General features: G+C 48.5%; 17 protein-coding genes. 15 read left to right on the forward strand and 2 right to left on the reverse strand.

Annotated features, from left to right (window positions below; all coding sequences use genetic code 11):
* From UCI88_RS03275 to UCI88_RS03330, 12 genes are all read left to right on the forward strand, one after another.
* Positions 1-457, forward strand: a 457-nt coding sequence (locus UCI88_RS03275) for an RNA-guided endonuclease TnpB family protein (RefSeq protein WP_330024001.1), incomplete at its 5' end; no start/stop codon positions are given.
* Between the two features lie 171 nt (positions 458-628).
* Complete coding sequence (locus UCI88_RS03280; protein ID WP_256180294.1) at positions 629-1,387, forward strand: glycosyltransferase family 2 protein; 759 nt, start codon at positions 629-631, stop codon at positions 1,385-1,387.
* Complete coding sequence (locus tag UCI88_RS03285; RefSeq protein ID WP_256180293.1) at positions 1,387-2,517, forward strand: glycosyltransferase; 1,131 nt, start codon at positions 1,387-1,389, stop codon at positions 2,515-2,517. The genes UCI88_RS03280 and UCI88_RS03285 overlap by 1 nt, the downstream gene beginning before the upstream one ends.
* A gap of 134 nt (positions 2,518-2,651) precedes the next feature.
* Positions 2,652-4,679, forward strand: a complete 2,028-nt coding sequence (locus UCI88_RS03290; protein ID WP_256180292.1) for an LTA synthase family protein — start codon at positions 2,652-2,654, stop codon at positions 4,677-4,679.
* A 32-nt stretch (positions 4,680-4,711) separates the two neighbouring features.
* Positions 4,712-5,920, forward strand: a complete 1,209-nt coding sequence (locus UCI88_RS03295) for an O-antigen ligase family protein (protein ID WP_256180291.1) — start codon at positions 4,712-4,714, stop codon at positions 5,918-5,920.
* Positions 5,917-6,879: a glycosyltransferase family 2 protein gene (locus tag UCI88_RS03300; RefSeq protein WP_256180290.1), complete on the forward strand. Its 963-nt coding sequence runs from the start codon at positions 5,917-5,919 to the stop codon at positions 6,877-6,879. The genes UCI88_RS03295 and UCI88_RS03300 overlap by 4 nt, the downstream gene beginning before the upstream one ends.
* A 32-nt stretch (positions 6,880-6,911) precedes the next feature.
* Positions 6,912-8,561 carry a PIG-L family deacetylase gene (locus UCI88_RS03305; protein ID WP_330024002.1) on the forward strand — a complete coding sequence of 550 codons (1,650 nt, stop codon included), beginning with the start codon at positions 6,912-6,914 and terminating at the stop codon, positions 8,559-8,561.
* A gap of 107 nt (positions 8,562-8,668) precedes the next feature.
* Entirely contained in the window at positions 8,669-9,598 is a 930-nt protein-coding gene (locus UCI88_RS03310) for a glycosyltransferase (RefSeq protein ID WP_302357406.1), read from the forward strand.
* A gap of 17 nt (positions 9,599-9,615) precedes the next feature.
* On the forward strand, positions 9,616-10,605 hold the full coding sequence (locus tag UCI88_RS03315) for a glycosyltransferase family 8 protein (protein WP_225069626.1): 990 nt from the start codon (positions 9,616-9,618) through the stop codon (positions 10,603-10,605).
* 124 nt (positions 10,606-10,729) lie between these two features.
* A complete protein-coding gene (locus UCI88_RS03320; protein WP_256180287.1) occupies positions 10,730-11,896 on the forward strand; it encodes a nucleotide sugar dehydrogenase in 1,167 nt (388 codons plus the stop codon).
* Between the two features lie 16 nt (positions 11,897-11,912).
* Entirely contained in the window at positions 11,913-12,917 is a 1,005-nt protein-coding gene (locus UCI88_RS03325; RefSeq protein ID WP_044504042.1) for an NAD-dependent epimerase, read from the forward strand.
* A 22-nt stretch (positions 12,918-12,939) separates the two neighbouring features.
* Complete coding sequence (locus tag UCI88_RS03330; protein WP_256180286.1) at positions 12,940-13,446, forward strand: methylated-DNA--[protein]-cysteine S-methyltransferase; 507 nt, start codon at positions 12,940-12,942, stop codon at positions 13,444-13,446.
* A gap of 4 nt (positions 13,447-13,450) precedes the next feature.
* Here UCI88_RS03330 and UCI88_RS03335 read toward each other — a convergent pair whose 3' ends face one another.
* On the reverse strand, positions 13,451-14,317 hold the full coding sequence (locus UCI88_RS03335) for a LysR family transcriptional regulator (protein WP_256180285.1): 867 nt from the start codon (positions 14,315-14,317) through the stop codon (positions 13,451-13,453).
* Between the two features lie 131 nt (positions 14,318-14,448).
* Between UCI88_RS03335 and UCI88_RS03340 the strand changes: the two genes are divergently transcribed.
* Both UCI88_RS03340 and UCI88_RS03345 read left to right on the forward strand, forming a co-directional pair.
* Complete coding sequence (locus tag UCI88_RS03340; protein ID WP_230198078.1) at positions 14,449-15,021, forward strand: chromate transporter; 573 nt, start codon at positions 14,449-14,451, stop codon at positions 15,019-15,021.
* A gap of 11 nt (positions 15,022-15,032) precedes the next feature.
* Positions 15,033-15,599 carry a chromate transporter gene (locus UCI88_RS03345; RefSeq protein WP_256180284.1) on the forward strand — a complete coding sequence of 189 codons (567 nt, stop codon included), beginning with the start codon at positions 15,033-15,035 and terminating at the stop codon, positions 15,597-15,599.
* On the opposite strand, the gene UCI88_RS03350 is transcribed toward UCI88_RS03345, so the two are convergent.
* Entirely contained in the window at positions 15,592-18,123 is a 2,532-nt protein-coding gene (locus UCI88_RS03350) for a 3'-5' exonuclease (protein ID WP_256180283.1), read from the reverse strand. The genes UCI88_RS03345 and UCI88_RS03350 overlap by 8 nt on opposite strands.
* Before the next feature lie 287 nt (positions 18,124-18,410).
* Here UCI88_RS03350 and purE point away from each other — a divergent pair, with 287 nt between their 5' ends.
* Positions 18,411-18,905, forward strand: coding sequence for a 5-(carboxyamino)imidazole ribonucleotide mutase (gene purE / locus UCI88_RS03355; RefSeq protein ID WP_044504035.1), 495 nt, complete (start codon positions 18,411-18,413; stop codon positions 18,903-18,905).
* Positions 18,906-18,936: the final 31 nt, after the last annotated feature.

An 18,936-nucleotide genomic window follows, 5' to 3' on the forward strand; every position in this document is an offset into this window, starting at 1 on the left:
CTGTCGAAATCTGTCGCGCCGTCAACTCTGCTCGAAGAATCGTCAGGAGTATCGTAAAGTATTAGCACGGCTCTATCGCAAACAAGCGAATCAGCGCAGAGATTTCCACTTTAAACTCGCAAAAGAGCTATGTCAGAAGTATGCAGTTATCTGTCTTGAAAGTCTCAGCATGAAGGCTATGCAGCAAGGTCACGGGAAAAAAGTCAACGACTACGGATTTGCTGCGTTCGAGAATATCCTAGAATATGTCGGTCGTCAGATGGGAACGAAAATTATTAAGGTGGATAAATTTTATCCGTCCAGTCAGCTTTGTCATGACTGTGGATATCAAAACAAAGAAGTCAAGGATATTTGTGTCCATGAATGGACTTGTCCTTCCTGCGGAATCCGTCACGACCGAGACCGCAATGCAGCTAGAAATATTTTGTCAGAAGGTCTGAGACTACTAACAGCATAAATTTGTATACGGGTGGGGCATCATCCGTTAGGAGAGAGAATGTAAGACCATCGCGAGATGCGCGGTTCTCGCTCGCATCCTAGAATCCCTCGACTTTAGCCGTGGGAGTATGTCAAAAGCTTAAGTATACCGAGAAAATGACCCTATTTTAAAGAAAAGAGGACGCGGCTCGTGAGCTCATTAGCAATCTTGATTTTGACGAAGAACGAAGAAGACAACATTGTCGACGTTGTTAAGAATGCGAAAAAATGTACCGATGACGTTATCATCATCGATTCAGGAAGTACGGATAAGACGGTGGCACTGGCCAAGGAGCAGGGCGCGCCCGTCTGTTTTCGTGCCTGGACCGACGATTTTTCAGCTCAGCGCAACTTTGCCCTCGAGCAGACGACGGCCGACTGGGTGCTTTATCTCGATGCCGATGAACGCTTGAATGACGAACTCATTGCGGCAGTTAAAGACATTGCAGAACACGATTCCTTGAGTCATCAGTATTCGATGGAGCGGAAGTCCGTCGCCTTTGGAACGACCTTCAATCACGGTGTATTAAAGCCGGACCATGTAAAACGCCTCTTTCCGCGGACGACGGTCACCTGGGTGAATAAAGTTCATGAGCATCCGGAATGTGCCCTGCCGGTTCGGAATCTTCCCGGTCATTTAGAACACTATACTTATAAAAATTGGCATCACTGGGAAGGGAAGCTCTGCCAATATACGACCATATGGGCTGAAGACGCCTATAAGCGAGGGAAGCGGATTTCCTTATCGGGGATTTTTTTCCATAGTTTAGGCGGGTTCTTCAAGATGTTCGTATCCCGGGCCGGCTTTTTAGATGGTTGGATGGGAACCTACATGTGCTTCAACCACTTCTTTTACACGATGCTGAAATATTTGAAATTATACGAATTGCAAAGAGCGGAGAAAAAATAATGCGGGTAGCTATTTTAGAGACAGTGAAGACACAAGGCGGGTTTGAACAGGAGTTCGATCGTCTGATTATCGATGAACTGAAGAAAGAAGGCCATGAGCCTGTTTTATACTTGCCGGAAAACAGTAGCCTGCCCGTTGATTTTGGGATTCCGATTGAATATATGAGCGGCGGTGAAATCGTCGATTACGAAGGAGCCGGTAAACTCAAAAAAATATGGCTGTCCATTCAGCGGGAACAGCGCCGTGTCCGGTGGTTTGATGCGGCCTATGAAAAGGCCTGCCGTCATGAAGTAGACGCCATTATACTGACGACGGCGACGTATCGGTATTTACGATCGCTGCATAAAAGTAAACTGAAAGAGAGCCCCGTGCCGGTCATTTTTATTTTCTTGGGTGTCAATCCCCATGAAAAACCGAAATTTCTGAAACAGGCTCGGCGCTGCGAAGGCTATCAAAATATCAAGTTAAAAATTACGAGCCTCCGCAATGACTTTACAGAGGATCACGTCTCTAAGATTGAAATCATTCCGCCGCCGGTTCTCCTCCCGCAAGGTGTTTCGGTGACGGCAAACCTTACGTATCATGAACCGGTCCGTATCGGTTTCTTCGGCCACTACCGCAAGGGAGAAAAAGATATTGACGGTATTATTCAAGCCTTTTTGGATAGCCATTTGGAAGGGAAGGCGGAACTCATCGTTCAAGCGGCGCCGACCGGCCCCGAAGATGCTGACGATATGGAACGGATTATGGAAAAATACAGCCGTGAATCAGCCGTTCGCTTTATTAAGGGCAAGGTACTGGGTATGGCCTGGTACGATTTGCTGCAAAGTGTAGATGTATTGTTTCTACCTTACAGCAATGAACGCTATCTGTATAATTGGAGCGCCGTCTATTTCAATGCCTTGGCCCTGTATAAACCCGTATTGGCTACGGCTGTCTTGAATCCGGAAATGCTTAAGAACTATACTGTCGGACAAGAAGTGGACTTACAAGACCTGGGACGCCTCCGTCAGCAACTGGGACAGTTTTTGCAGTCCTACGAAGAGATGCTGCCGATGTATGAGGCTGAATTAAAACGAGTAAATCATGATTTCAGTACGGCAGCGTTCTTAGAGAACGTTTTAAAATAAGCTGATGTAGAAGACGGGAAACGATAAGGGATATGCGATTACTGCTTTTTCCAAAGGGAAGAAACGGCAGCGTCTGATTCTTGTCGTCGCTGTCGACATAAGGATGCCTTGCCGTCATGAAGGAGGAATAACAGGTGTTTGAACAGTTTTTTTTAGCAGTTCAACAAGATATTAAGCTATGGATTTTTTTCCCGATTTTATGTGCTGTATTTCGGGCCATTTTCATTTATGTCCATAACCCTTACCCTAAGTTTGCCGGTAAGCGAAATGCTCTGTGGGAATGTTTTCGCTTCGGATTTTGGTGGGGCATGGATTTAAATGCCTATGTCTTCGTCGTTTCCCTGGTACTCGTTACCTTGCCCGGCCTTTTCATAGGGGTTTGGAGCCAGTACGGAGATTTGACCCGCATCGTGCTCGGTATGGCTTACAGCGTCGTCTTGTATGTAGCCTTCGTTGGGAAAATGATTTTCTATAACCAGTTTCATGATATTTTTAATAATATCGTTTTCCTCGGGGAAAAGGCTGAAAAAAACAACCTCATCGACATCTTTTTCCATCAATACAATGGGGCCCGAAAATTGGCCTTGCTCATTCCTTACTTAGGCCTTGTCTTTTTCGTCCTTCGTGCTGTATTGGCGACACCGGTGATTCCCTATCCGTCCATTAGCGGCTGGCATTATTATGTTTTCAATGCCTCTCTCGTTTTGTTTTTTATCGGTGCTTTTTACTTTTTTCGCTACGGAGGTACCTTTTGGCATGATGATAAACCGGAATGGGATACGATTCCGGCCATTGTCAAGAGCGATCCTTTTTTGGCTAAAGCCACCGTCGATGATTTAATCGCCTTGAAGATGCTTCGCCATCGCCGCATGAGTGAGCGGATGCAGCGAAGCCCGGCAGAAAACCTCGCTTTTGTGAAGCCCTTCATTGAAGAACGAGGCGGTACAGTCGATTCTTTTAACGATGCTCTGAAAGCGGTGACCCACCAAGCGAAAGGGCCTAAGATAAAGAGACCATCCCATATTTTCTTGGTTGTCGGTGAAAGTTATTCTCAGCCTTATTTTGATCCGGCCTTTACAGACCTTCATATTGCCGATGAAGGGAAGAAGCTGATGAATGACGTCCATACGGCATCTATCAATACGACGTTATCCGGCGGCATCATTTCCCGCCCGTCTATCGTCGGCCTCATGCTGGGAATTTTTGATGCCGGTATGGAACTGAATGAGAGAGAACCTTTTTGGGAGGGGACACTTCCGACGTCACTGCCGATACAGCTGCGCAAGCTGGGCTATGAAACGAACTATTGGTACGGCGGCAGTTTATCCCATGGGAATTTTAACCATTTTGCCCCGGCCTGCGGGTTTAATCATTCCTATTCCGGTACCGATATCTGCGGCCCGAAGGCGCCTCGTTCCTGGGTCGGTGTCTACGATCACGTTTTCCTGAATAAGGTCGCTGATATGATTCAACAGCGCAGCGATGATGTGCCCCAGTTCCACTTTGTCTATACGACCTCGAACCACGGGCCCTATAAACTGCCTTTAAAGGATTTTGGTTTTGACCCTAAGAAAATCATGGACGTCCAGCCCGATGTATTAAAAGAATCCATCATTCCCAAGGTATTGGGGACCTTCTGGTACGCCGACAGAGCCATTAATGACTTTATTCAGAAGATGAAGGCCGCCTATCCGGACAGCCTGTTCATCGTTACCGGAGATCATGGCTTTAAGTGCTCAGAACTACAGCATACGTCCTTCATGAAGCGGGAATATACCTTCCGGGAACTCCATTCTCCGGTCCTCATGTTCCATCATCGAGAACTCGATAAAGATTCTTTGGCCGGAAACCGTATCGGCGGTCACATGAATATTTTGCCGACTCTTTTTGAACTCATTGCACCAGCAGGATTTACATACTATTCATTGTTTGAATCCCTGACAGAGGCTGTAACGTCGTGCGTCACGCCCCATCATTGGGTGAATATGGACTCTATTGGCGGCTTTGGGGAAACCCATTATCAACCCTTGACGGCAACTTCCGGCGCCGATGTTATTCAAGGCGACGCCCCATACGACGATATTTGTGCAGCTGAGAAATGCTTGACGGCTTATTGTCTGCAGCGGCCTGAATTATTACGGCCGGTTGATGCCTGGCTTTGATAGGTGCAGCCGGTCAGAGTGGAGAACTATCTATGTCTTATTGGCGAACATTCGAACAAAATTATCTTCCGTACGTCCCTATCTTTTTATTGACACTCAGCTGTGGTGCCGGATCGGGATCACTCATGACGGCGTCTTTTTTGGCTCACTTGATTATTTGCAGAAAAGAAGGGCGGCCCATCGCGGGGACGCTGTGGAGAGCGCCTGTCGTTTGGCAGACGGTCGTGACCATTGCTCTGTTTTTGGGAACAGCGGCGCTTACGATTCCTTTTAATGATGGTCGGCCGGCAGTGCTTTTAAAGTACGTCGAACGCCTGATTCCCCTCGTCTTGGTTATTCTTATGGCCAGACCGGGGAAGGGAACGTTTCTGTCTGTTTGGTTCGCCCTCTTTCTGTCTCTCCTGTGGTATCTGGGGTTGGTTGCAGCCTATCCGATTTGGCAGGACAACCGCTTGTTTGGCCCTTTCAGCAGCCCCAATTCCTTAGCCAGCGTACTGTTGGTGCTGATCCCCGGTGTCTTATTTGGTGCGATTCGTTATCGAGCCTCTTGGCCTAAGACTTCGTGCTTCATGGCACTGGTCAGTGCCATAGCCTTTGTCGTCCTCCTTTGTACGGGATCTCGTAACGCCTATTTGGCTTTTTTTGTCATATTTTTGATGCTTTTGCTGTGTTGCTACTTGGGGCGGGATTGGTTGACGTTAAAAGTAATGGCCTGCCTTCTCGTGCTCTCTTGTCTATGTATCGGCGTGGCAGCGCCGCAGTTCATTTCGGACCGCCTCCACCGAGATGTCAGCCAAGATGGACGGGTCTATTTGACACAGGTGGCGGTTCAGCTCATTGAGGAAAAGCCTTACATCGGAATCGGCCTCGGCCGGTGGGGCGAAGTCTATCATGAACGATTTGAAGCAGAAAATCCCTTCCATGAAAAAAATATCCAATCGCCGCACAATATTTATCTGCAAGTTTTGAATGAAACGGGACTCGTCGGCCTCAGTGGCTTTTTGATACTCATCTTATTCCAACTAAAAGTAGTCCTCCGTTCACTCATCGCTTATTATCGAGGCCACGGGCCGGGATTTCCCTGGCTGGCCGGATTTTTCCTACCTATCTTAGCTATCTATCTCTTTGGCCTCTTTGACTATGATTTTTTTGGACGCCATATGATGCATCTCTACTGGCTTTTTTGGGGGATGGTCATTTATTGTTGGGCGTACTATGAAAAGGAGACGACGCTTTCATGAAGCCTTCGTTGAGCATTATTGTGCCTGTATACAACAATGAACGCTATTTGGAAAGTACCCTGAATAGCGTTTTGTGTCAAAGTTATGAGGATTTTGAACTTTTGCTCATCGATGACGGTTCAGGTGATGACAGCTTGACAATTTGTCACAAATTTGCAGGTCGGGACCGTCGAGTCCGGGTCATCTGTAAGGAGAATGGCGGCGTCAGTTCGGCTCGTAATCGAGGTCTTGATGAAGCACAGGGGAAGTATATTGCATTTATCGATGGAGATGACTGCATCGATCCCCGGATGTACGAAGTCATGATTGACGTTTTAGAAAGAGAGAAGGTCGATCTCGTCAACTGCCGGGTTATCAAGGAGATTTCCTATGGACGGACTCCGTATGAAGTCGGGACTGTCGAAGTCAGTGATTTGCCGCTGAATTATCTGTCGAAAAAGGGCTATTTTATTGACAGCTCCTTAAATAAAGTCTATCGTCGGGAGCTTATCGGCGAGACGCGATTCAATGAAAAGCTGGCCTATTCAGAGGATAAGCTTTTTGTAACAGAAATCATTTTAAAAGCAAGGACGATGGCCCTCGTATCCAACGTCTTTTACCACTATATTCAGCATGAAGACAGTTTATCTCGAAAGGACACGGAAGCCGTTTGGGAAGGGAACTTTAGGGTTCATGAGCGGATTTATCGGCGGATGGAGGAAGAAGGTATCATCGGGGCTGCTTTAGACAGTGCCTTTCGAGGGTATGCCCGCGCTATCATTGCCCTCTTGCGTTATGATATTAAACATCGCCGGGAGGCATCTTATAATCAGACCTTAAAGGAGCATCATGCGGTCTTAAAACAGTTCTTGAAAGTAACGCCGTTATCATTGGGTAAAAGATTAGAATACCTTACCTATATCCTGTCCTATAATGTCGCCTCCTTGGTTCACTATTATCCTAAACGGAGGCGATCGTAATGCATCCGTGTCAGGCAGGGGACAATTCTTTTTTGAATCAGTCTGCCAGTGGGAAAAAAGTCTTGGTTATTGTCCCTCATGAAGATGATGAAATCAATGTAGCCGGCAGTTTGATGTACCATTACATTCAAAGCGGCGCAGAGGTCTTTTGTGCTTTTACGACCAATGGGGATTACTCCTTTGACGCAGTGACGCGGATGAAAGAAGCTTGGCGGTCGCTGCAGGTCTTAGGCGTAAGGAAGATCTTCTTTTTAGGTTATGGGGACACGTCCAATGCTTATGCCGGCGGTCATCTTTTCTATGCGACGGACAAGGCGGTGACGTCTCCGGCAGGGCATCAAGAAACCTACGGTTGTCATGAGTTCCCTGATTACGCCTTTGTAAAGCGGGGACAGCACAGCCGCTACTGCCGTCAGAACTTCAAACAGGATTTAACGGACCTGATACTGGATATAAGGGCTGATCTCCTCGTCGTCGTAGACTGCGATGTCCACGCAGACCATCGGGCGGCTTCCATCGTCTTTGAGGAAGCCTTGGGAGACATCCTTCGACAGTCCGGGAATTCATATCATCCGACGGTCTTAAAGGGCTTTGCTTACTGTACCTCTTTTGGGGCACCGAAAGATTTTTATGCAGATAATATTCGCTCGGTACCCAAACCTTCACCCGGTGACGACATTCTCATCGATACGTCTCTTTATGAATGGGGGAGACGCCTGCGGATTCCGGTACATCCTGCTTGTCGGGGCATGTATTTACGGCATAATATTCTATACCGGGCGCTGTTTCAACATGCGTCCCAAAGTGCAGCCCTCCACGCCGTTCGGATTGCTAATGGCGATACTGTTTTTTGGCAGCGGCGGACGGATAATCTCGTCTTTCAGGCGACGGTTACGGCTTCTTCCGGTGATGCATTCAAGGTTTGTGATTTCAAACTTATCGACACAGCAGATATTGATGCGAAAAAATTTGTTCCGGCTCAGTATCTGTGGAGTCCGGATGATCGGGATGTAAAACGATGCCTCCATTTTCAGTGGTTGTCTCAGCAGGTCATTACGACGGTGAGTCTTGCCGGAAACATAGAAGACAGCGGACGGATTGAAAAAGTTCGCCTTTCCTTTAGCGATGGAACTTCCTATGATATCGGCCCTTTACCGACAAGAGGCCGTGTTCTTGAATACACCTTGCCAACTTCCAAGAGCGTATCGGCTTGTACCTTGAAGATTCTCGAGACTACAGGAGCGGCATGGGGATTAAGTGAAGTCGGAATCTTTTCTGAAATCCATCCGAAGGGCATCATTTCCCCTTTTATAAAACTTCTCGTTGGGGATGACTTTGTTTATGATTATGTATTACCTCGGGAGCAAGAACGTTGTCCGTTGAACTTGTACCGCTGTCAGACATCGTCACCGGTTACCTACACCGTCGTTGATAGTGATGGAGCCGTTGTTGATTCACAAGGGGTGGTTTCTTTTTCAAAACAAGCCCGATATGCCGTCATTCGGGGGGAACTGGCCGATAACCCTGGCATATATGACCAAATTTATCTCCATCGGGTACGTTCTGCTTTTTTTGCAAAACGCAGGCTGCTTCAATGGCTGGAGGATAAACTGCTTACGTTTTATTTAAAAAAGTATCGAAAGTACACCCATATTCGTCATAAATATTTAAAACAGCTATAAGCACATAAAAAAAATAATTGGTACTGGATAAGGAAATATAGTTTTTTTGGATTTTTTATAGTATAATAACGTAGGTTAAACATATAAGGCAGTTGGGAAGGTGTCCTATGGAGCAAAAAGGGTTATTATCGGTCATTGTGCCTGTATATAAGGTGGAAGCATATCTGCATCGGTGTATCGATTCGATTCGCAATCAAACGTATAAACAGTTGCAAATCATTCTAGTAGACGACGGTTCACCGGATGGCTGTGGGAAAATATGCGATGACTATACCCTCATCGATGATCGTATCATTGCCATCCATCAGGAAAATGAAGGCCTGAGTGGAGCTAGGAACAACGGACTTCTTTTTGCTAAGGGAGAATACATCGCCTTCGTCGACAGCGATGACTGGCTCCACCCTGAGATGTATGAACGTCTTATCGCGCTTATCGAAAAAAATGATCTCGATATGGCTCGCTGTTCCGTCATCGGTTCCGATGGGACTAAGGAAGAGGCTATTTTGCCGCATAAAAAGGGCTTGGGAAATCAGCTTATTACCGGCTCGGATGTTTTTGAATTGTATTTTACAGAATTTCTTTGCAAAGTTGTTTGGAATGCCGTCTATAAGCGGCATATTGTCATCGATATTTTATCGCCCGAACGCTGCCATTCACAGGATAATTACGTGTCGGGCCGCTACTTGTACCGCAGTCAACGGATGATGATTACCGATGAATGTTTATACTATTATTACAAAAACCCGACGAGCACGACCCATGGCGGGCACAAGCGGTTTTTGGATATCTGTATCTGTACTGAAAAATTGCGTGACGATTTGATTCATCAAGAACATATGCATAACTCGTCGTATATCGATAGACTCAATAAAAAGCTGGCTCGAGAGTTCTTTCATTTCGTTCGGGCCGAAGATGATCGGTATCGTCTGCAGTCTATGGAGCGGGAACAGAAGCGATTCATTGATGCTAATTTAGATTTCTTCCGCCGCCTCCGATTTGATTGGCTGCTGAGAAAGAAAAAGATATCCTTATATTAATGAAGCGAGGTTTGAAAATGGCAAATACATTTACGACGGAATATTTTGAAAATGCGACATTATATACCGAAAAACATGCCTTTGAATGGCTTCCGGAACATGATGAACGGCCGGCTATGCATATCGGCTTTAATATTAACGATCCTTTTTTTAAACCCTTGGGGGCAGAAATTACATCGATTTTAGAAACCAATAAAGACATCGCTTTTTCTTTCCATGTCTTTGTCGACAGTTACAGCCCGGAAAATAAGGATAATTTAGAAAAGACGGCTAAAAAATATGGCTGTAATGTCTATTTATATGTGATGGATATGAGCATCTATCAGAATTTTCATATCAAAGTCGCTCGTTTTTCTCGGGTTACGTATATTCGCATCGTTATGCCCTGGATTTTACGGAACTACACCGACCACTACTTGTACTTAGATTCAGATATGATATGTGTTGGCAGTTTAAAACAGTTTTTGACGACGGATTTAGAAGGCAAAGCTATCGGTGCCTTGACCTATCATACACCGGACCGGGTGGCCTTTTTGAAGATGAAGCAGGACGTCTACTTTTCAGACGGCTTGATGTGGATCGATGTCAAGGAATGGATTCGTGAAAAAATTACGGAGCAGGTCTTTGCCTATCAAGGGGCCGATCCGCGGCGTTTCAAGGGACAGACTCAGGATTTGTTGAATCTTGTCATCGACGGGAATATGAAGCCCATTCCGAATTTATTCCATCACAAGAATAAAGATTTCAGCATAGAAGGAATCCTGATTCATTATTCCGGTCGGGACAAGCCTTGGGAATTAGTCCTTGATTCGGATGATGAATTGTGGCGCCACTACCTAGATATTTCCTTCTGGGACAGCATGAACGATCCCATGCCTCCTAGGGAACCGTCCTACTACCACAGCTTCAAACGGCTGGCAGAAGTCTATCAGGAAAAGGGCGAAACGTGGAAACGAATTCAATGCCTGTTTTGGTATAGCTGGCTGAAAATTCGCTATAAGTTATAATAAACGAGGCCCCGCAGTCCGTTGATCCATCCTTTTTGCGGGGCCTTTTTGGTATGCTTTTTATCGGTGGCACGACGGAGCTCGAATTTGCCGTGCTCGGAAGAAGAGAAAGTAGGGAATACATATGAGAATTGCTGTTGCCGGGACCGGATATGTCGGTCTTTCGAATAGTATGCTGCTGGCTCAGCATAATGAAGTTATTGCTTTGGACATTATTCCAGAAAAGGTGTCCCTGTTAAATAAAGGTCAGTCTCCCATTGTGGATGCTGATATTTCAGCTTTTTTGCAGCGTGACGACCTGCACTTTAAGGCGACTCTTGATGCCAAAGAAGCTTTTACCGGAGCTGATTTCGTCATTATTTCGACGCCGACCAATTATGATCCTAAGCGGAACTTTTTTGATACGTCGTCGGTAGAAAAGGTCATCGAGGAAGTGTTGGCCATCAATCCTAAGGCCGTCATGGTCATCAAGTCGACGGTCCCTGTCGGGTATACACAGCAAATTAAGGCCAAGTACGGGACGGATAATATTTTATTCTCGCCGGAATTTTTGCGGGAAGGGAAGGCACTCTACGATAATCTCCATCCGTCGCGCATCGTCGTCGGCGAAGTGTCGGATCGGGCCAAGACCTTTGCCAATTTATTAGTCGAAGGGGCCGTCAAAGAAGATATTCCCGTCCTGTTTACGGGGTCTACGGAAGCGGAAGCCATAAAACTCTTTGCCAATACCTATTTAGCTCTGCGCGTGGCTTACTTCAATGAACTCGATTCGTATGCCGAAATGCGTGGTCTCAGTACCAAGGAAATCATCAAAGGCGTCTGCCTCGATCCGCGCATCGGTGATTTCTATAACAACCCATCCTTCGGTTATGGCGGTTATTGCCTGCCGAAAGATACAAAGCAGCTCTTGGCCAACTATCAGGATGTGCCTCAAAATCTGATTTCTGCTATTGTCGCCGCCAATCGGACGCGGAAGGACCATATTGCCGATATGCTCATCGCTCAAAATCCCCGCATTGTCGGTGTCTATCGACTGACCATGAAGAGTCACTCCGATAATTTCAGGGCTTCGGCTATTCAAGGGGTCATGAAGCGCATCAAGGCGAAGGGCATTGAAGTCGTCGTCTATGAACCGACGCTGAAAGAAGAAACCTTTTTCCATTCTCGCGTCATTCGAGACTTAGATGAATTCAAAGAGATGAGCGATATCATCATTTCCAATCGCTGGTCAGATAAATTGACCGATGTCAAGGATAAAGTATATATGCGGGATCTTTTTGACCGCGATTAAGAGGGGAGAACTGAATATGGCAAATTTTAAACCCTTTGATACAGCACAAAAAGTCCTTATTACCGGTGCTGCCGGATTTATCGGTTTCCACTTGGCCAAGCGGCTGCTGGCTAAAGGGGCGACGGTCCTGGGCTTCGACAATCTCAATGATTATTATGACGTCACGCTAAAAGACGCGCGCCTCGAAATTTTGCACCAGTTCCCGAATTTCACCTTTGTGAAGGGCGACTTAGCTGATGAACAGGCCGTAGAACAAATCTTTTCGTCGTTTCAGCCGGATATCGTCGTCAATCTGGCGGCTCAGGCCGGTGTCCGCTACAGCATCGACCATCCGCGGACGTATATCGATTCGAATATCATCGGCTTCTTCAATATCCTCGAAGCTTGCCGGCACCATAAGGTTACTCACCTGTTGTTTGCCTCCAGTTCGTCGGTCTATGGCAATCAGGAAAAGACGCCTTTTTCGACGACGGATAACGTCGATCACCCCATCAGCCTCTATGCAGCGACGAAGAAGTCAAACGAGCTCATGGCCTATACTTACAGCCATCTCTATGGGGTTCCGGCGACGGGCCTGCGCTTCTTTACCGTTTATGGTCCTTACGGCCGTCCGGACATGGCTTATTTCAAGTTTGCCAATAAGATCCGCAATGGGGAAGCTATTCAAATTTATAATCACGGCGACATGTACCGCGACTTTACCTACGTCGACGACATCGTCACCGGTATAGAGCACATGCTTTCCAATCCGCCTGTGGCCAATGAATCGGGCAATCGATACAAAGTCTATAACATCGGCAACCATAAGCCGGAACAGCTCATGCACTTCATTGAAGTTTTGGAACAAGCCCTTGGTAAGACGGCGGAAAAAGAATATCTGCCCATGCAGGCCGGTGACGTCTATCAGACCTATGCCGACGTCAGTGAATTGCAGCGTGATTTCGATTTCAAGCCGGAAACGACGATTGAAGAAGGACTGGGGCAATTTGCCGAATGGTACAGATCGTACTACGGTTTGTAATGAGCAAGATAGGAGAATATGTATGTACTATACGATGAGTTATGCGTCGCCTTTAGGGGCTATGACCTTGGCTGCCAATGAAACGGCCTTGGTCGGCCTTTGGTTTGACGGGCAGAAATATGATAGGGACGGATTGAAGGGGGCTGCGGTGACGGCGAAAGAAACGCCGGTCCTCAAGAAGGCCGTCCGTTGGCTTGACGACTATTTTGCCGGTCGCATGCCGGCTATCATGAGCCTTCCACTAGCGCCGGAGGGTAATGAATTCCGCCGCCGCGTATGGAGCCTCCTCTGTCAGATTCCCTATGGGCAGACGACTACCTATGGCGAGTTGGCCAAAGCCGTGGAAGCCCAGACGGGGAAGACGATGTCTCCGCAGGCCGTTGGCGGCGCTGTCGGTCACAATCCTATTTCGGTTATCATTCCCTGCCATCGCGTCTTAGGGGCCAGGGGTAAGGCAACGGGATATGCCGGCGGCATCGATAAAAAAATAGCCCTCCTTCATTTGGAGGGCTTGCTTGTCAAAGAATGATGTCTTACGTTTTTGTCAGGGCTTCGATGAATTGACCGGCAATACTGGACAGGTAGCGATGTTTGGCGGTGATGACGGCCAGGCGCGTGCAGAGCCGTGGTTCGTCGAGGACTTTCATTTGGAGCGTCGTCAGCCTTGACGGTGAGAGGGCTGAGGCCGGGACAACGGCATAGCCTAATCCGGCTTCGGCCCAAAGGAGTGTCGTCCGGGCATCATCGTTTCGACAGAGGATGGACGGTGTAAGGTTGTGTCCTTCGCAGACGTCGAGGAGGAGCTGATTGAATCGGCGGTAGACGATGAGGGGCAGGCCGTCTAAATCAGGGATGGTCAAGGTCTCTTTTTCGGGGGCCGGATCTTTTCCGGCATAGGCCAGCACCATCGGTTCTTCCGGCAAAAAGGTACAGTCGAAGGCTTCCTGCTTAAAAGGCGTGCGGACGATGCCGATTTCAATCAGGCCCTTTCGCAGCATATCTAAGATGTGGAAGGTATTGCCGTCATAGATTTCAAAGCGGATGCCGCGGTGGCTGTCGTGAAATTGCCGAAGGGCCGGTCGCAGGATGATACTGCCTGAGGACGAGACGGTGCCGATGGATAAGGTACCGCGCAGTCCGCTTTTAAAGTCGCCGATTTCCCGGCGTGTCGAGTCGGCCAGGGTGATGAGCTGGCGGGCCCGTCGGTAGAGGATTTCTCCGGCATCGGTCAAGGTGACGCTGCGCGGTTCCCGCTGGAAGAGTTCGACGCCCAGTTCTTCTTCGAGGGCTTTCATTTGCTGACTCAATGGCGGCTGAGCCATATTCAGGCGCCGGGCGGCGGCCGTGATTTGGCCTTCTTCGGCGATGGCCAGGAAGTATGTGAGTTGACGAAGGTCCATAGTCTCTCCTTTTTTGTGGCATATGATTTACGTATATTATAGCAATGATACAAATATTTTCAATATAGATATACCTATGGTATACTAGCCATGTAAAAAAATCCCTTTAATTTTCAGAAAGGATGAATCTCATGGATCTTGTCACACCGAAACGAGACGCCCATTTTTATTGGACGCTCTTCAAATCGACTTTTTTAATCAGTGCCTTCACCGTCGGCGGCGGCTTCGTCATCATTCCCTTGCTCAAGGGCAAATACGTTGACGAATACCATTGGATCAGCGATAAGGATACCCTCGATATGGTGGCCATTGCCCAGTCTATGCCGGGCGTCGTCGCCGTCAACAGTGCCGTCATCCTCGGCTACCGCATGGCAGGGGTTCTCGGAACCTTGGTGGCCCTTGTCGCCACGGTCCTGCCTTGTTTGATTACGTTGACCATTATTTCTTACAGCTATGATTATTTTATTCAAAATGCCTATATTAAAATGGTTCTCCGCGGCATGCAGTGCGGGGCAACGGCCCTCATCGTTAATGTCGGCATCGATCTTTTGGTCAAACAAGGAAAAAAGAAGCTGATACTACCGATGCTGATCATCATCGGAACCTTTGTGGCCAACTTGTTCTTCGATACCAATATCATGGTGCTCATCCTCATCGACGGCATCATCGGTTTCTTGTTCATGCGCGATGCGCAGTATAATTAGGGGGTGCCGTCATGATTTATGCTTTGCTATTTTGGGAATTTTTTAAAGTCGGCATCTTCTGTGTCGGTGGCGGCTATGCCTCTATGCCCCTTATTCAGGCCAGCGTCGTCGATACCTTCCATTGGCTGACCATGAGTGAATTCGTCGATATCTTTACGATTTCGCAGATGACGCCGGGGCCGATCGGCATAAACGCGGCGACCTTCGTCGGGACCCGCATCGCAGGTCTTGGCGGTGCCGTCGTAGCGACGCTGGGCTTTGTAACGCCGTCCTTTTTCTTGGGTATCTTTTTAGCCCGCATCTTTTTGAAGTACGGCGATATCGGACCGATTCGCGGTATCTTGAACGGCCTGCGTCCGGCCGTCGTAGCTCTTATCTGCGTAGCCAGCCTGAGCTTCATCCTCTTGGCTTTATGGAATACGGAAGAGCTGCCCTCTGATTGGCTGGCCTTCAGCAGCGGCGGACTCGTCATCCTCATCGCCGCTATCATTGCAACCCGTAAGGGAATCGGCGTCATCAAGGTCCTCCTCGGTTCCGGCGTCTTAGGTCTGGTACTGGGGATGGCCGGCCTTATCTAATTTTATAGTAATCATCGGTGATACCATGCAGGAATCGGCTCGGCTGATAGCTCTGCCGGGCATACCCTTGGTGCCAGCTCAGATACAGCCTCTTTTTTGCACGCGTCATGGCGACATAAAAGAGGCGTATTTCTTCTTGTATACTTCCATTTTGTCGGGACCAATAGGTCGGGAAGACATGGTCTTCTAAACTGGCCATAAAGACATAGTCGAATTCAAGGCCTTTGGCTTGGTGAATGGTGATGATCGGTATTTTCGGGTCTTTGGACAGCATGCTGTCGAGTTCGCTGTTGGAAAGGGCCGTCATCTTGAGAAATTCGGTCAGGGCGTCGCGCGGATTCTGGCCGGGATCGTCCGTTTCTTTGGCGATGCGGTAGAGCTTGCGGATGTTTTCCAGCCGGTCGATGTGATTGGCTGCATCGGAGGTATCGCGATGTGTTTGATACCAGGCTTTGACGCCGCTGTCGTTCATGACGGACGTAATGACTTCGGTGGGCCGGGCCTTATATGACAAGCGCCGCAAGGCGTCCATTTCACGGCTGAAGGGGGCAAAGAGGGGGAGATAGATGGCCATCGCGGCTCGTCGTGCCCCTTCCGTCGGGCGGATCTTCTCGTCGATGGCATAGACCAGGAGCCCGGCTGTGGCCAGAATGTCGTCAAAGGCGTCGTGCGTCGGTTTATGGCCAATGGGAAAGTGGTGGCTCAAGGTGTCTAATTTATGGTTAATCAAGTTCGGATAAAAACGGCGGTAGATGTCGAGGGTATCGTAATAGGGAAAGTCTGCCCTTTCGGAAATGCCCAGGCGCTGGAGTTCGCTGTGGAGGATGGACAAGTCATAGGTGACGTTGTGGCCGACGATGACGGCGTCTTTGGCAAAGGCCAAGAACTTTGTCAGGGCTTCTTGCGGCGGAATTCCTTCGGCGGCCAGCTTTTCGTCGCTGATGTGGTGGACGTAGTATGCCGTGCCGACGGAGCGGCCGGCCTTTACATAGGTGTTGAACTTATCCTTTACCTGCCCCTTGGCATCGAGGCGGATGGCGGCGATTTGGATGATTTCATCCTGCGTCGTGTCCGTACCCGTACTTTCGACGTCGAAGACGACCAGCCGTTCCTCGGCTAAGGCCGTCAGCAACAGCCCATAAGGGTCGCCCGCTTGGTGGGACAGGGGATCGATGAAATCGCTGAGCATGAGGCCGACCTTTCGATAGGAATCGCTTTCAATGGTCTCCAATGTACGCCGGCCGATGCGGGGGACGAAGCGTTGGACGATTCGCTTCAGGCTGAGGTTGTCGTGCTTATTGAGCGAGAGTCTAAGGTAGGCCAGGACGTCCTTACATTCCTGCCGTTTGAACAAGTGAAACTGGTCGATGCAGGTAACCGGCAGCTGCTGGTTTTGGGGGAGCTTTTGGTTGTGCGAGGTAATGCCCATCCAGATCAGCTTAGCCTGGCGGTTGTCGCGGACGAGAATGCAGGTCTTCAGTTGTTCTTCCGGTGGCAGGGCCTTGATTTCCCGGAAAATCCAGCGGGCTTCCTCCATCCAGGTGTCGGCTTTATGAAGGACGATGGGTTCGCCGCGTTCTTTTGACGCGGAGATGCCCGGCCGGGTATAGATTTTCTGGACGGTCGCCAGCCCCATGCCGCGGAATAAGAACGTCTGAGCGGCATCCAGCAGGAGTTGGGTAGATCGGTAATTTTGGATGAAGGTAATTTCCCGGGGATGATAACCGGCTCTAAATTCTTTCCAAATGTATTCGGGATAGGAGCCGCGCCATTCGTAAATGGTTTGGAAGTAGTCGCCGCAAAGGAGGATGTTGCGGCCCGGGAAGAGACGGCTGATGACGGTGTACTCGACTTCGCTCGTATCCTGCATTTCGTCGACCGAGATGAAGCGGAACTTTTCCCGCCAGCGGCGGCAGATGGCATCGTCTTGGAGAAATTCATAGGCACCGGTAATGAGGTCGGTAAAATCGATGGCGTGGTTTTCGGCAAGGGCGGCGTCGTACTCCCAGACAAGGTCTTCGCCGTAGTCCGCGAGCCACCCTTTGAGGTCATCCTGAATATTGGTAAAATCGCGCAGGCCGGGGAAGACTCGTTTCTTTTTTTCAAATTCGATGAAGGTCTGAAGTTCCTGTAATGCCGGACGCGGTGTCGTTTGTGTAAGCTCTATGGCGCCGATAATCTGTTTACAGTCTTCATCGTCATAAATCAGGAAATCGTTGTAGCGGTCGCTTTGCCGCTTGGTCTCTTCTTTGATGAGGCTGTAGCAAAAGCTGTGGATGGTCTTTACGGTGACGGCGAACCCTTCTTCCGGAACTGTTTCGATGATACGGTTCTTCAGTTCCTTGCAGGCCCGATTGGTAAAGGTCAGGCATAAGATTTCCGAACCTTCGGCTTTCTTTTTTTCTATGATATTGGCAACCCTCGCTGCCAGGACCCGGGTCTTGCCGGTCCCGGCCGGGGCATTGAGTAAAATGGACTCTGACAGCTCTTGTACGACTTGCTGCTGCTCGGCGTTTAAATTCATGGATATTCCTCCGTTCGATCGCGTCTTTGCTTTATTGTAACACAGTCCCCGATAGGGGGATACTGTCTTACCATAGAAAGGCGGTTTTTCATTGACAGGCAGGTGTGTTTTTGATAGAATCAAAGTGTGTTTGATAAATATTTTAATCAATAAGGAGACGCACTATGACAAAATGTTTATGGACAGGTTTTTATGCCGTTTGTAAACAGTCTCCGTGTATCTAACTGAAAGCCCAAAGGTGATTTCTGTCACTTTTGGGTTTTGTTATTCCTAAGGAGGGGTCTCTGATGAAGGTAGCTTTAATTATGGGAAGCGACTCTGATTTTCCCGTTATGAAAAAAGCAGTAGCTATTTTTAAAGAATTTGGGGTAGACTATGAAGTCTTATTGGCATCGGCCCATCGGACGCCGGCAGCGGTTCGTGAATTCGTCACGACAGCTGAAGAACGCGGTATCGGGGCTTTTGTCGTCGGCGCCGGTATGGCAGCTCATTTGCCCGGTGTCGTAGCCAGCTACACGACGCTGCCGGTCATCGGCGTTCCTTTGGAAAGCGGCAGTTTGCAGGGCATGGATGCCCTCTTGGCCATCGTTCAGATGCCGTCGGGGATTCCCGTTGCGACTGTCGCCATTAACGGCGCAAAGAATGCGGCCCTTTTGGCTGTTCAGATCGGCGCTGTCAGCGATGCCGAATTAGCGAAGAAGTACAAGGCTTATCGCGAAAACATGGCCAATGAAGTCATGGCTAAGAACCAGAAATTACAAGAAGACGTAAAAGCCCTGTAAGGGGATTGCGTCCTATTTTTCTCAATAACAG

Origin of the sequence: Megasphaera massiliensis (genome assembly GCF_036305205.1) — a bacterium.
Classification (GTDB): Bacteria; Bacillota; Negativicutes; order Veillonellales; family Megasphaeraceae; genus Megasphaera; species Megasphaera massiliensis.